Raw genomic sequence first — 13060 nt, 5'->3', positions numbered from 1 at the left:
CTTGCTCGACATAGCCGGCTACCTCGTAGCCGCCCTGATGACCGCTGTCGCCATTTGGCGTGCGCTCGGCGGTTCCGACGCCCGTCGAAGATCCCTCTGGGGCTGCTTCGTGGGCTTCTCCATCGCCCTGTGGACCAAGACAGAGGTCGTACGGATCGGGCTCAACAACAGCTCGATCACCGATGCCTCGATCCTGCTCAAGCACTACTCGGCGGGCGCAGCGATCTTGGCGATCATGTACTACATCGTCGCCGTGTACGGGCAGTACCCCGCTGACGGCGAGATGGCCCGCGCCGTACGAGTAGCCCGCGTCATCCAGCGCGCAGCGACCAAAACGGCTCTCGCCAGCTTCGCCTTGATGACGATCATGTTCTTTACGATCGTCGACCGTTCGGTACCGAGCGACCGCTTCGTCAGCGATCACGCCGGGCAGTGGGGCGCCACCGCCTACATGACCGTTTTCTACGTCTACCTGGGCTCCGCATCCGCCATCTGCCTCTACCAGTGGGCCGGAGCCTTCCGCCGTGAGGAACGCGGGCTGCTGCGCGTCGGCCTGGGCATGATGGCTTTCGCCATGATCCTCGGCGTCATCTACTCCTTCGGTCGCATGCTGGCCATGTGGGTCTGGCTCGCCGACCAACCCAGCTTCGCCGTCGCCCGCAGGATCGAGTCCTCCACCGAGGCGATGCAGCTTCTCCTCTTCGTGCTGTTCGCGCTCGGGGTATCGGTCCCGGCCTCGGAGAATGGCCTCCGCCGCGCCCGCGCCTGGTGGGCCCTGGCCCGCCTGTATCCGATGTGGCACGAGCTGATGACCGCCTTCCCCGCCATCCCGATGGAGCCGCCGCGCTCCCGGTACCGCGAGCTGACCCGCCGCGACATGGACGCCGAGCTCCGGCTCGACAGGTGGATCCACGATGGCGCCGACGCGATCGAGAAACTGCGTCATCACGTCCCCGACACCCTGATGGCGGCCGCCACGGAAAAGGCTGCCCACGGTGCCGCCGCCCAGGCGTACTGGATCAAGGCCGCGCTCGCAGCCAAGGCGGAAGGCGCGCCCGCGGGCCCGGTCGCGGCGTTCGAGCAGCCCGCAGCCACGGACCAGGACGGAGAGGTCGCGTGGCTCCGCCGAGTGGCCAGGGAGTACAAGAAGACCAGTCCGGCCCAGGCGCAAAGCCTGCTCGCCGCCGCGGGGATAGCTGCATGACGAGCGACGCCACTACGGCCCGAACCGTCACCGATGTTCTCCAGCCGCGCAACGTGCTCGTGGTCGGCATGGTCGGTATCGGCCTGGCGGCCGCCGGCGACTGGACCGGCATCCCGTGGGGCCTGCTCGGCGCGCTGTGCGCCGGGCTTGTCCCGGCGGGGTACATCGAGTGGGAGCGCAAGCGCGGCACTTGGGGTGACCGGCACGTGGTGGACCGCACGAAGCGGGCTCCGATCTTCTTCGTCATTCTGGCGTCGATCGGCTTCGGCTCGCTCGTCATGGTCCTCGGCCACGCACCGAGCGGCATCCTCGTCGCCATGCTTGCGCTGTGGGCCATGACCGTCGTGCTGCTGACGGTGAACACCGTATGGAAGATCAGCGTGGACAGCGCGGTTGCCTCCGCCGTCCCCGCGCTGCTGGCCGTCGTCCACTCACCGTGGTGGCTGCTCGCGTACACGCTGACGATGGCGGTGTGTTGGTCTCGAGTGGCGCTGACTTACCACACCGTGGCCCAGACCATGGCGGGCGCCTCACTCGGCGCAGCCACTGCGACGGCTTTCCTGTTCTCGTAAGACCCCAGACGCACCGGAGCCCGGCCAGTCATTGGGACCGGCCGGGCTCCTGCGTGGACTGCCGTCAACTGCGCAGCGAACCTGGGGCCCTCTGTGCTGTTCCGCTGGGCGCGGGCGGCATCGGCCCGACAGGCCGCACGGCCGGGGTCCTCTCTGTGATGGTGGGGCAAGGATGCCGGGCAGCACCGACACCGCCCGGCTGCGAGGGTTAGAACAACTCGGATTGGCCCGCGTCCTCGAGGGCCTGCCGCTCGGCGCCCGCCTTTTCGGTGGCGGCCTGCTTGCGCAGCAGCGCGACGAGCGGGGCTTGCCGTTCGGCCTGGGTCCGCTTGCGGGCCTGCAGTTCCTCCGACGTCGCCCACCGGACCAGGACCTCGTGGTCGCCGAGGTGCGGAGCGTCGGAGAGGACGCGGGTATGCACTATCTCCTCGCAAGTCGGTCGACTTGGCGGTCGATTTCCTCAGTCTGATGCACGAGATTCGCCGACGCCGCGATGGCACGCCCATCTACCAGAGAAGTTTCCGCCGTCCTTATATCCCCCATCGCAGAGTGATAGCGCGCCAACGCCCGCGAAAGCCTGACAGCATACAACGGGCTGAGCTTAGATCTGTCCACTCCGGTCAGGCGCTCTGCTAGTCGCCCGGCCCTTCGCATACTGGACCGAGCCACATAGTTGTCCAATAGTCTGCACTCTATTCCGGTCCTTTGCGGCATCATCGATTCGGCCAGATTGCACGCTTCGTCGGCCTGCCTCTCTGCATCACTAATCCTCATTCTGGGCATTCCGGCCATAGACCTCAGAGATTCGTCGAGGAAAGATCGCCTCCAGCCTTCGTATCCCGGCGCCTTCCCCGCTCGCTCGGACGTCTCCGTGGCGTTCATTTGAAGGCCGAGATTGTTGAGTGTGACGACTTCAGCAAATAGCGCGTTCGCCCTGAATCGCTCGACAAGGTCTCTAGATCCGCGTTCGCTGCCGCCAGTGCCGAGTACAAGCGAGGCGCGGCGGGCGTACCCAAGCGCAAGGTCATGCCGGTTCAAGACAGATGCCGCATCATGTAGATACAGAAGAAATTGAGCATGCTCGACAGGGAAATCAACAGGATCCACCCTCTCGATAATAGGTCGAGCCGAGATCCACATTTGGGAGTACGTGTTCGCAGTGTCCTGAGGGTCTGTCGCGTGAAGCGCAACAGCATGGATGTCGCCAATCAGCCTCATTGCCTGCGCGACCTCATCCCCCCTCAGCGGCGCCGTCAATATTTCCGGCGAGCTCGGACTACGGGCTGCCGCCATCCTCATGTGATGATAGAGGACCTCGCGTCGCTCTCTATTCGAGCACAAACTTTCCGCTATCTGCCTTGCCCGCAATTGGGACGGCGTCTTCATGTACTTCAAGACATTGGAAAGCTCATCCAGGGCAATCTCCTGAGAGTCGCCCCAGTAGGCATATCGCCGCTTTTCTTCCGGGGTCCTACGCTCTGCGCTAGGAAGCCGAAACGGCTCCAACATGAAGGATACGTATGCGTCCTTAACGTCAAGCGCCCGCGCAAGTTCCCTCTGCGTTCCGTAATCAGCAAGATAGGCGCGGACCAAGTCAACATACATCTGCCGGTGAAGTATGCGGAGTCGAGGCCAGGTCGAACTGTCCACGTGAACCTCCCGTCGCAAACTCTGCACGGTTTTAACCAGACTGCCGCGCTCACGCCCTGAAGGCTAGGAGAGCAAGGTCACCAACGAGCTCGGCAGGTGTCACATGGGGAGCAAGGTCGGGATAGCTGTGGCGCTGGTCATCATCGCGCTGTTGATCGGCCTCATCGTCGGTTTGGTGTGCGGATGGCTCACCCGTGCCACCGGGGCCAGGTGGGCAACGTGTGCCATGCGGGCGGGCGGTGCCTTCGCACTCGCCACGGGCACCGCGATCGCGATCTTCAGCTTCCTCGGGCTGGGCCCCTAGGGCGGTCAGTCCGGTGACCAGAAGTGCACAACCGAGAACGCGTAGTGCGCGGGATAAACAGGGTCAGCGCTCTCATCGTGCTTCTCCTGGGATGATCGGCATTCCCAGGCTTACGGTGCCGCGTCCGATTCCGGGCGAGTCGGTCGCGCGAGGCGAGTTTGTTCCGCGCGGCTTCGAGGCTGGTCTGGAGTCCTTGGACCTCGCCGAGCCAGCCGTTGACGCGGGCCTCCTCGATGCGGTCACCGAGGTTGCGGATGACTGCGGATCACCGCGTTGCTGTGGCGGATCGTGCGTACGGCGTACTGGTCTCCCGGGTGCTGCTTGCACGTGATCGGGTTGATCGTGCCGGCAGTGGCGGCCGTCTTCTCGGGGCGGGGGCGTCGGCGAACAGGGTCAGTTGGGCGCTCACGGTGTCCTCGTCGGGAAGGTGCGGGCGGGGGCGGGGAGGGTGCCGGGGCGCGGCGGTCTGCGTCGCGCCCCGGCGGGCGGTCAGGCCGCGAGTGCGGCGCGGGCGTCGGTGTCCCAGGCGGGGACGGCGAGGCCGAGTTCGATGTAGCGGGCGGCGCGCACATTGGCGCGGTGCGGCCCGGAGAACTTGCAGCCCTTGTGGCGGCGGGGCGGGGCCGGGTTCTTGCCCTGGCGCTCGCGCATGTGGCTGTAGAAGACCTCGATGTCGACGGCGCACAACCTGCAGTGCAGGCTCCATCGGTGTTCGCTGCCCGGGTAGCCCTCGTGGACTCCGGCGCATCGGCTGCGGGTGCAGCCGTCAGGCTCGTCTACGGGCTTGGTGCGGGTGGTGTAAGCAAGTTCGAGCATGCGCTGCCAGGCGGCGGCGAGGCTTTCGCGGTTGCGCGGGGTGTCGGGCAGGAACGTGGACAGGAACGGCGCGATCATGGCGCTGAGCCCTTTCGGGAGTGGTGGAGGAGAAGGGAGGCCGGGGCGCGAACGGGCGCCCCGGCGGGGCGGTCAGGCCGCCAGGTCGAGCAGGGAGACGGCGCTGTCCTGCTGCCAGTCGGACAGGGAGGCCAGGAGCCGGTTTCTCCAAGCGAGTGCGTACCTGGAGCAGTTGGAGCACGTCTTGTGCGTGCAGCCGGGCAGCGGGGCGTGGCGGCGGGCGTTGAACGACCACGCCAAGGAGTCGGAGCTGTAGAGCAGGTGGTGGACCTCGCGCAGGCCGGTCACCTTGAAGCCGAAGCCGTGCAGGCGGATGCCGAGTCCGTACAGGGTCTCGACGATCCGGACGGCTTCCTTGGTCGACTGCCGTCGGCATACGGAGCCGAGTCCGACCAGGGGTTCAAGGGTGAGGTCGACGCCCATGGAGGCGTACATGTCGACGCACCGGAGGTAGTCGTCGAGCGTCCAACCTTGGAGGACGGGCATCCACGGAAGTTCGTCGTCGTGCCACATCAGGTTGAGGTACGAGGCGACCGTGCGGCACTGGTGGTCGTAGACCGTCTGGCCCGTCTTGGCGAGGATCTGGGGCTCGCACATCCAGTCCTGGATTGCCGCGCGCTCCAGTTCGCCGATCTCGTCGGCGTACCGGCGGACGGCGGCCGCGTACTGGGCTGGGGGCACGGTCCACTGGCCGTACAGGCTCAGTTCCGTGAATCCGCCGGAGTCCAGCATCCAAGAGGTGACGGCGCGCGGGAGTCTGCGGCGACCGGCGAGGCGGCGGTGCGAGACGCACAGCGGTACGGCCATGCTGCCGCCGAACTCGGGCCGTTCCAGCCATGACGGCTGGTGCGTGCCCAGGTAGCTCCAGCGGTCGGCCTCTCCGTACTGGAGGTAGGTGCGGCCGGGGTCGACGGGGCCCGGCGGTAGCGTGGGGGCGACTACCGCGGAGGCGGGCATATCGAAGAGTGCGACGGACTGCACGAGAGAGTCCCTTTCGGTTCGGGTCTGTGGCGGTTGCTCTCCGCCAACACTCAAAATAGTACAGCACGCGTCACACGTGGGCTAGTGACCCCTGGAAAACCCGCGTGGTTCGGTCCCGTCGTGCTGCGCGCTGTGCTGCTGAACTAGTTAGTCATCATGTTGGTCAAGTGCGGGCCCACGTACCCGACAACCAGGCGGCCGGCACTTCCGTCCCGCGCGCCCTTCACCTCGTCCAGGAAGTACACGCGCGGCGCGATCCGACCGCGGGCGGCGAGCTTCAGGTGCGCCTGCATCTCCACGCGCTCCCCGCCGGGCACCGGGAACAGCCGCTCGTGCCCGTACTTCTCCATCGTGGGCCCGCTCTCCACCATCGACACCTGCTTGATCGGGTACGGCCTCGCGCCCGCGGGCGGGGTGGTGCAGAACTGATAGAAGCCGCCCTGGAATCCGTCGCGTGCCGCCGCGGCGTACGAATCGAGCGAGACCAGAGCTGTCCACCCCTTTGCCGCCCACGTGCGGGACATGGGGTGCTCGTCGAGACGGAGCGCGATCCGCGGATCTGCGGTGACCGTCAGGTTCCCCAGCCCCTCCAGGCGCTCCCACAGCTCCTCGAAGGACACGGGAATGCTCGGCAGACTCTCGGCAACCTCGGCCACCTCTTCGGAGCGGCCCTGGCGCAGCAGCAGAAGCCGGAGCCGGTCCGCCTCGGCTCGGGCCTGCTGCAACGCGTCCAGCGTCGTCAGGTGGTCCTCGATCTCGTTGTCCCGCTCGGCGATGACGACCTGAAGCTGGTCCCGTGTCGACGTGTTCGCCCGCTCGGCCAGATCGGCGCTGCGCCCCAGCTCGGACAGCTCCTTGTCGGCCTGCTCCAACAGCCCGGTGAGTAGAGCCACTTCGGCACGCAGCTTCTCGTCTTGCTCGCCCGTGCGCTGCGCCGGTATGGAGGCGAGCACCCGCGCCTTGTCCATGGACTCGCGGCGCTCCTGCCGGTGCTGCTCGGCGACGCGGTCGAGGAACGCCACGGTGGAGAGCTGCCGGGTAAGCGGCCGCTCCAGGGCCAGCGCGTGCACGCGGCGGGCGACGCTGCGCCATGTCTGATCTGCCGTGTCCAGCCAGCGGGCGGAGACCATGATCCGGTGCCGTGACGCGTCCGCCGCCCAGGCCGGGTCGACCATCGGCAGGAAGGTGCGCACCGAGCCGGGACCGACGCGGTGGTCGTAGCCGATCGCCTGGCGGAATGCGTCCACCGCAGCCAGGTCCCACAGCAGGTACGTGGAGGCGTCCCCGGCGACGTTCCGCACGGTGTCGGCTACGCGCTCCGACCACAGAGGATCGGCCTGGGTGGGCCGTGCGGCGACGATGGCGGGCATCTGCCGCCCGGGGTCGCACAGCACGTCGACGAGCGAGTGCACGCGGTCGTGGGTGACGCGCAGCGGGTTGACGCTCAGCCGGGACAGCCCGTCGCGCGGCTCCAGTTCCGCCACGAGGGTGCGGATCAGGTTCGGCTTGCTGGTGCGGAAGGTCTGTGTGGTGTTCGGGAAGCACTCTAGGTCGACGCTCACGGTGCCGCCGTCGCCCGCGGTGGAGCGGGCGGCCGTCACGGTGGTGCGCCAAGTGGCTTCCGCCTTGTCCTCGCGGAGCTGGATGCGGGTGGCGTACTCGGAGCCCTGGTCGTCGTACGCTGCCTGCGTCAGGAGAAGGGACGACTCGTCGAGCGCGTGCTGTCCGGTGCCGAGCTGCACGGCGGCATGCGGGAACTTCTTCCGCAGCCACGCCCCGGACACCCATCGGACGGTGTCGAGCAGCGTGTCCGCGTCGGAGACAGCGAACGCGGAGCGATGGGCAAGAGTGCTGGCAGGTGTACTCACGGGAACCTCAACGTGTGCGGGGTCTGGCCTGTGACCAGACCGGGGGTTGGGCCCCGTACGCAGCCAGAGAGCCTATGAGCGGTCGCTGACGGCGTACGGGGAGATCACGGAAGCTGGCCGACACCCGACCCCCAGTTAGGGGTGGGCGCGGCGTTGAGCGGGTGCAGCGGCAGGGCTGCCGGATGGGCGAGCGCGTCACGAACCGAAGTGGCTGCGCCCGTCGTGGTGCAGGTGGATGCCGTGCACGTGCAGGTGCTTGGTGGCGTCGTAGTCCTTCCAGGTGCGCGCGTCCGAGTCCCAGCCGGAGGCGCCGACGATCCAGCCGTAGAAGTACCCGGTGCCGAACCGCTCGTACTGGCCAAGGCCCTGTTCGTCGGGGTGCGCGGCGAGAACGGCCTCGAAGAGCGTCCGGATGGCGCGCGTCTCGTACGTGTCGGCGTCGAAGCGGCGGGACTCAAAGTGGCAGTAGCCGTAGTCCTTCACGTCCGTGCGGGAGGAGGCGGCCAGCCGTGCAGCGACGTCGTCGGGCAGCACAATGACGGGCCGCTCCCACTGGTCGAGCGTGACGGTCACGTGCGCCACGGTCAGGTCATCGGCGGTCGTTGGAGAGGTCATCGGAAAAGGTCCTCCAGGGATGAGTGGACGAGGTTTTGAGCGGTTTCGAGCGGTCTCTACGCGCGCGCACGCGTAAGGGCGCGCTGGTTCACGCTGTTTCGCGTGGTGGGGCGGGTGTGACCGGCGAGCCCGGCGCCGGCACCGCGCTTGGTCGGTGCGTACGGCGGGTCGCACCGCCCGCCGGGGTGGGGCGGGCGGTGCGGGCCGGTCAGGTGGTGGTGGGCTCGCCGTTCTCGCGCATGGCTTCGATGAGCGCGAAGTGCTTGAGGGGCGCGTAGCTCTTGAGGACGTCGGTGAGCCAGGAGGCGCGGCCTTCGGGGGTGAGTGCGCGGGCCCATGTGCGGCAGTCCCGGTAGACCGTGCGGGCAGCGCCGTAGGTGACGCCGACGCGGTCCATGTAGTCCTCGATAGCGGTCGCGCGGTCGTGTGCGGCGATGGCGCGGATGCTGGCGGCGTAGCCGTCGACGGCGGTGACCTCGAAGACGTCGAGGCAGTCGCCCCAGTAGGCGTCGAAGTTCAGGAGTTCGCGGTCCTCGTCGGCCTCGGGGGTGAGGGTGACGCCGCGCACGGTGCCGTCCTGCATGAGGACGGTGAAGGCGCGGGGGTTCTTGTCGAGGGTGACGGGCATGGGTGTGCCTTTCGGTTCGGGTCTGCGCCCGGTTGCTCTCCGGGCTGTCGGCGGTTGCTCTCCGCCCACATGAATAGTACAGCACATGTCGCTGCGTTGTGAAGCCCAGGCCATTAGGTCGTGAATGGGAAGCGCGAACACACCCAACGAAAGGGAGGTGCGACGCTCGCTGTACTTTTACTCCGTGGGGTGTGTAGCTTACGGAGTGCACCACCGGCCCGGAGAGCAACCAGGCCAACCGACCTGAACCGAAAGGGACTTCGTCATGCGCGCGCTGACTCTCGTCGACGGCACCGCCACGTTCCATCTCGACGACCGGCCGACCAATGACCCCGACTACGAGCCCCTGCCGTACGGGCTTACCCTCGACCAGGCGATAGCCGTCCATGCCCGCCACGTGGAGCCCGGTGATCTCGTGATCGCCGAATTCACCGACAAGGGCACCACTGGACACATCCCCACGCCGTACACCTCCATCCCGCACGCCATCGCCGACTGCCCGTGCAACGGATGCGAAGAGTGCGACGACATCGACGCGTGGACGATGGAGAACCACGCTCGCGTCGCCGACATCGGCTGGAGGTACGTGTGCCTGTCGCCCTCCGAACCCGCCACCGAGGAGTTCGAGGCGGAGCCGTGTGCCATCGCCTTCAGCAACCGGCCCATGGCCGTGATCCGAGCGGAGACCGTGGAGAGCGCCCAGGCGGCCGCCGAAGCGGCCCAGGACACCAAATCGCCCGTGCGCACCTACGGCGTCATGTGGTCCGCCGACTTCGAGGCGAGTAGCCCGCAGGAGGCCGCGCGCCTCGCATACGAACAGCTCAAGGGCTACGCCGACGACGCGTGGCCCCCGGAGCTGGAGGTGACGGGCGACGACGGCCAGGTGACCGTGATCGACCTGAACGCCGGGACGGCGGCGAACAACTGATGGGCAGCGACTGGAGCCGGATGGGGCGCGGCGAGTTCGACGAGTCCGCGCCGCTCACCCTCATCGACGAGCGCGCCGCGCGGGCAGGTGCCCGGGTGCCGGCCGCCCCTGACGCGTACGGCACCGCCGCCCTATTCGGGGACGAGGTACCGCCCGCCCGCCAGGCCGCGCCCCGTCGGACACGGACTGAGGAACCGCAGCCCGACGCCCTGTTCTGAACCACACGGCGAGGACAGCACGCGTCGAATCTACCGATGGGCGAGACCTAGTCGGGCACGCACCACCCGACATTTTCCGCAGAAAAGCAACCCGTTCAAGGCCGTTCGCCGGTGCCGAACTAGACCCAGCGCGACGCGTGCTGTACTATTTCTCGTGTTGGTGGAGAGCAACCGCCGACGCAGACCCGAACCGAAAGGGGACTTCGATGTCCGCCAACTCCCGTCGCGCCGCCGCTGTGATCCGCAACCGTGCTCGCGCTAACCGGACCGAGGCCCGTGCTCGCCGCGCCGCCGCCACCGCCGCCCGCCGCGTCCGCACCGGCCCCCGGTCACTGGCCACCCACGTCATCGCCACCGGCGCCCCGCTCGACATCGTGGCCGGTGCCACCGACGCGCTTCGCACCCAGGCCCGCAAGGCAGGCATCCGGGGCCGCGCCGCCCGCATCCGCCGCACCCTCAACGGCCGCGCCCGCCGCGCCGTGACCGTCTACCGCTACACCGCCGAACAGGTCGCGCAGATCGTCGCGAACTACAAGCCGCGCAAGGCCGAGTACAAGGCGATCCGCGCCGCCCTCGCGGCCTGACGGACACAAGCCCCCGCCGGGGCGCGCCCTTCCGTGCCCCGGCCCACCGAAGAGAACGCCCCCCACCTTTCGGCCGGAGAGCAACCGGCCCAGACCCGAACGGAAAACCCTCGTGAAGCACGCCGCACACCCGCTCCAGATCTCTGCCGTCGCTCGCGCCCGCACCGCCGCCGCTGTCGCCCGCGAACGGTTCGCCGCCCCCGAGACCATCCGCGCGCTCCACTTCATCGCGGCGCACTTCGACGCCGCCGCCACCGCGTGCGATGCCTACGACGGCACCACGAACGCCCCCTTCATGGAGATGTGGCGGGCTCTCGGCGACGCACGCGAGCTGATCAACATGCACCCCGACAGCCGTCTCCCGGACGAGGTGATCGAGTACATCACCGCGCCGCTGACCGCCGCCCCACTGCCCACGCTGCCGCGGCTTCTCCCGCCAAGTGAGCGGGACGCCGCCGAGGAGACCGCGCTCCGCGCCGAACTCGAACGACTCCACGGCGACACCGAGGCGGCCGACTCCGACACGGAGCGCTGGTTCCGCGCGGTGCTCGCGCTCCTCGCGAAGTGGAAGCGGCTCGAAGGTGCCGTCGACGTCGACAACCGCCGCCCCTGCAACCAGGCGCGCGTCGCCGAGCTGCACCTGAAGTGCATCGCCTGCGGCGGCTCCACCATCCGGTTCAGCGTCCGCGAATGGGCCGTCTGCAAGTGCGGCACGGGCCAGAGCTGGGCCGACGTCATGGTCTGCGACTGCTGGGCCTACGACTGCCCCGCCATCCAGACCAACCGCGCCTGACCCACACCTGCATGGGGCGCACCGCACCGGTGCGCCCCGCTCAACCCGGGCTGGAGAGCAACCGGCCCAGCCCCGAAGGGAAACCCAATGAACACCACCCCGCTGGCGACCGAGGCCCGCGCCGCGTACGGCGTCTTCGCCACCTTCCCCCGCCGCCGGTACTCGGCCGCCAACATGCTCGTCCAGCGGCTCATCCCTATGCAGGCCCACGCGTCGGCCCGCGCCAAGCACAGCCGCGCCTGGAAGGACGCGGCGCGGCAGCTCGACGGGGCCGTCGACGCGGTGGGCACGGCCGTGGACGCCCCGCTCGTGTTCGGCCGCCCCATCCGCCGTGCCGCCGTCGCGATCATCGTGGACGCGATCGTGGCGTTCGAAAAGGCGCACACCAGGTTCCTGCCGCACGACGACCATGGCCGGTACATGCCGGAGCCGGGCACCGAGTACCCGTTCAGCGTCTCCGACATCGGGCGCGCCGCCGTGCAGCTCCTCGGGCCCGACTGGCACGCCGAGTCCACCCCGTGGGGCGTCGGCGCCTTCCTCCAGTACCAGGACGAGGCGTCCGGCTACCTGCTGCTCGTCGACACCGAGGGAGACCCCTCCACCGACGGAGACCTGTACCTGGCCGACGACTCGGACAGCGGCAGCCGCAGGTACCTGCCGGGCGTGTCCGCTGCTGACGGGCTGCCCGCGCTCGCGTCGCTCGTCGCCGACACCGTGCGCAGCCTCCGCGACTGACCAGCCACCCGCACCACGTCCCGGCTGCACGGCCGGGGCCCCTCGGGGCCGGAGAGCAACCGGCCCCACTGACCCGAACCGAATTCCGTCGGCAGAGCGCGACGCAAGCCGTCCCCTGCCGGTCCACTCCCCGGCGAGAGCAACGCCGGAAGACCCGAAGGAACCGCCAGATGGCAACTGTCCCTGCCCCCGTGACCGCTGCGCCGGCACTCGCCCACCGCGTCGCCGAGCACCTGCCGCACCGCCGGGGCTACGCCTGGACTGCCGCTCCGTACGCGGCGTGGTGGACGACCCGCCCTGCGGCGCGCCTCACCCAGGACGGGCGGCACGGCGCGCTGATCATCGCCGAGCACTACGCGCGCACCGAGATCGCGTGGCAGGCGCCCGGCCGCGAGCCGTACGAGCCAGACCTGTCCACCGACCGGCTGGCGCCGAAGCCCGTTGCGCGCGAGATCCTGCGGCTCGTCCTGCCGCGCCTGGACGACGCGATCAGCGCCGTCACGTGCGCCCACCCGTCCGTCCCCGAGGCCGCGCACTCCCGGCTGTGGAGCCTGAGCGCGATCGGTGACGCGCTGCGCGCCCACGGGGCGGTGACGGACAACCGTGTCGGCGTCCGGCCGAACAGCCACACCCTGACGTGGGGCGGCCGAGTAGCGCGGTATGCGGTGACGCTCGTCGGCGCGAACCCTGCGTGCGACCTGTCTGTCACCGGCCAAGTGGCGGTCGCTGAGAAGGTGTTGGAGGAGTTCCTGCCGGAGCGCCCCGCCCTCACGCCGAGGTTCCCGATGCGCGACGTGAGTAGCAGGCTGGGGCGCCGTGTGGCCGCGCACCTGGTGCAGTTCACGCCCGTTGACCAGCTCGACGATGGCGGGCTCAGCTTCGGCGCAGCGACCGGTCCGTTCGGGTACGTCGCCCCGCCCGCCGACCCGATCGCCCGCGTCCGCGACACCACGCACGTGACCGCCGAGCTGCACGGGGTTGGCGTCGACCACCTGGTCCACCTCGCCCCGCTCCTCGCCCGCTGACCTGCCCCGCCCGTCTGGGGTGCCCCTTCACGCCGAGGGGCACCCCGGATGCCGTTCCACC

General features: G+C 68.9%; 16 protein-coding genes. 9 read left to right on the top strand and 7 right to left on the bottom strand.

Annotation, left to right across the window (positions count from 1 at the left end; translation table 11 throughout):
• Position 1 precedes the first annotated feature (1 nt).
• Positions 2 to 1204 (top strand): MAB_1171c family putative transporter, encoded by a 1203-nt coding sequence (locus AC0699_RS22245; RefSeq protein ID WP_478662883.1) that lies wholly within the window; start codon positions 2 to 4, stop codon positions 1202 to 1204.
• Positions 1201 to 1776 (top strand): hypothetical protein, encoded by a 576-nt coding sequence (locus tag AC0699_RS22240; protein ID WP_478662881.1) that lies wholly within the window; start codon positions 1201 to 1203, stop codon positions 1774 to 1776. Before AC0699_RS22245 ends, AC0699_RS22240 begins: the two co-directional genes overlap by 4 nt.
• 208 nt (positions 1777 to 1984) lie before the next feature.
• Here AC0699_RS22240 and AC0699_RS22235 read toward each other — a convergent pair whose 3' ends face one another.
• Both AC0699_RS22235 and AC0699_RS22230 read right to left on the bottom strand, forming a co-directional pair.
• Entirely contained in the window at positions 1985 to 2197 is a 213-nt protein-coding gene (locus AC0699_RS22235) for a hypothetical protein (protein ID WP_478662878.1), read from the bottom strand.
• Entirely contained in the window at positions 2197 to 3426 is a 1230-nt protein-coding gene (locus AC0699_RS22230) for a hypothetical protein (protein WP_478662877.1), read from the bottom strand. The genes AC0699_RS22235 and AC0699_RS22230 overlap by 1 nt, the downstream gene beginning before the upstream one ends.
• A gap of 103 nt (positions 3427 to 3529) precedes the next feature.
• Here AC0699_RS22230 and AC0699_RS22225 point away from each other — a divergent pair, with 103 nt between their 5' ends.
• Positions 3530 to 3730 (top strand): hypothetical protein, encoded by a 201-nt coding sequence (locus AC0699_RS22225; protein ID WP_478662875.1) that lies wholly within the window; start codon positions 3530 to 3532, stop codon positions 3728 to 3730.
• Positions 3731 to 4219: 489 nt separating this feature from the next.
• On the opposite strand, the gene AC0699_RS22220 is transcribed toward AC0699_RS22225, so the two are convergent.
• The 5 genes from AC0699_RS22220 to AC0699_RS22200 all read right to left on the bottom strand — a co-directional run bounded on the left by AC0699_RS22220 (position 4220) and on the right by AC0699_RS22200 (position 8716).
• Complete coding sequence (locus AC0699_RS22220) at positions 4220 to 4624, bottom strand: hypothetical protein (protein WP_478662872.1); 405 nt, start codon at positions 4622 to 4624, stop codon at positions 4220 to 4222.
• A gap of 72 nt (positions 4625 to 4696) precedes the next feature.
• The gene (locus tag AC0699_RS22215) at positions 4697 to 5605 is read right to left on the bottom strand and encodes a deazapurine DNA modification protein DpdA family protein (protein ID WP_478662869.1); all 909 of its coding nucleotides are present in this window, start codon (positions 5603 to 5605) and stop codon (positions 4697 to 4699) included.
• 143 nt (positions 5606 to 5748) lie between these two features.
• The gene (locus tag AC0699_RS22210; RefSeq protein ID WP_478662867.1) at positions 5749 to 7473 is read right to left on the bottom strand and encodes a hypothetical protein; all 1725 of its coding nucleotides are present in this window, start codon (positions 7471 to 7473) and stop codon (positions 5749 to 5751) included.
• A 195-nt stretch (positions 7474 to 7668) separates the two neighbouring features.
• Positions 7669 to 8088: a hypothetical protein gene (locus AC0699_RS22205; RefSeq protein ID WP_478662864.1), complete on the bottom strand. Its 420-nt coding sequence runs from the start codon at positions 8086 to 8088 to the stop codon at positions 7669 to 7671.
• 208 nt (positions 8089 to 8296) lie between these two features.
• Positions 8297 to 8716, bottom strand: coding sequence for a hypothetical protein (locus AC0699_RS22200; RefSeq protein ID WP_478662862.1), 420 nt, complete (start codon positions 8714 to 8716; stop codon positions 8297 to 8299).
• A gap of 265 nt (positions 8717 to 8981) precedes the next feature.
• Between AC0699_RS22200 and AC0699_RS22195 the strand changes: the two genes are divergently transcribed.
• The 6 genes from AC0699_RS22195 (at position 8982) to AC0699_RS22170 (ending at position 12999) form a co-directional block, all read left to right on the top strand.
• Positions 8982 to 9644, top strand: a complete 663-nt coding sequence (locus AC0699_RS22195) for a hypothetical protein (protein WP_478662859.1) — start codon at positions 8982 to 8984, stop codon at positions 9642 to 9644.
• Positions 9644 to 9862, top strand: coding sequence for a hypothetical protein (locus tag AC0699_RS22190; protein ID WP_478662855.1), 219 nt, complete (start codon positions 9644 to 9646; stop codon positions 9860 to 9862). The genes AC0699_RS22195 and AC0699_RS22190 overlap by 1 nt, the downstream gene beginning before the upstream one ends.
• Positions 9863 to 10068: 206 nt before the next feature.
• Positions 10069 to 10446 (top strand): hypothetical protein, encoded by a 378-nt coding sequence (locus AC0699_RS22185; RefSeq protein ID WP_478662853.1) that lies wholly within the window; start codon positions 10069 to 10071, stop codon positions 10444 to 10446.
• Positions 10447 to 10558: 112 nt separating this feature from the next.
• Positions 10559 to 11239, top strand: a complete 681-nt coding sequence (locus AC0699_RS22180) for a hypothetical protein (RefSeq protein ID WP_478662851.1) — start codon at positions 10559 to 10561, stop codon at positions 11237 to 11239.
• An 87-nt stretch (positions 11240 to 11326) separates the two neighbouring features.
• Positions 11327 to 11974, top strand: coding sequence for a hypothetical protein (locus AC0699_RS22175; RefSeq protein WP_478662850.1), 648 nt, complete (start codon positions 11327 to 11329; stop codon positions 11972 to 11974).
• Between the two features lie 170 nt (positions 11975 to 12144).
• Positions 12145 to 12999, top strand: a complete 855-nt coding sequence (locus AC0699_RS22170) for a hypothetical protein (protein ID WP_478662848.1) — start codon at positions 12145 to 12147, stop codon at positions 12997 to 12999.
• Positions 13000 to 13060 lie beyond the last annotated feature (61 nt).

The sequence above is a fragment of the Streptomyces sp. NPDC043870 genome, assembly GCF_056435785.1.
Note: the sequence above shows the minus strand (reverse complement) of the source record. Positions and strands in the feature narration are given on the sequence as shown.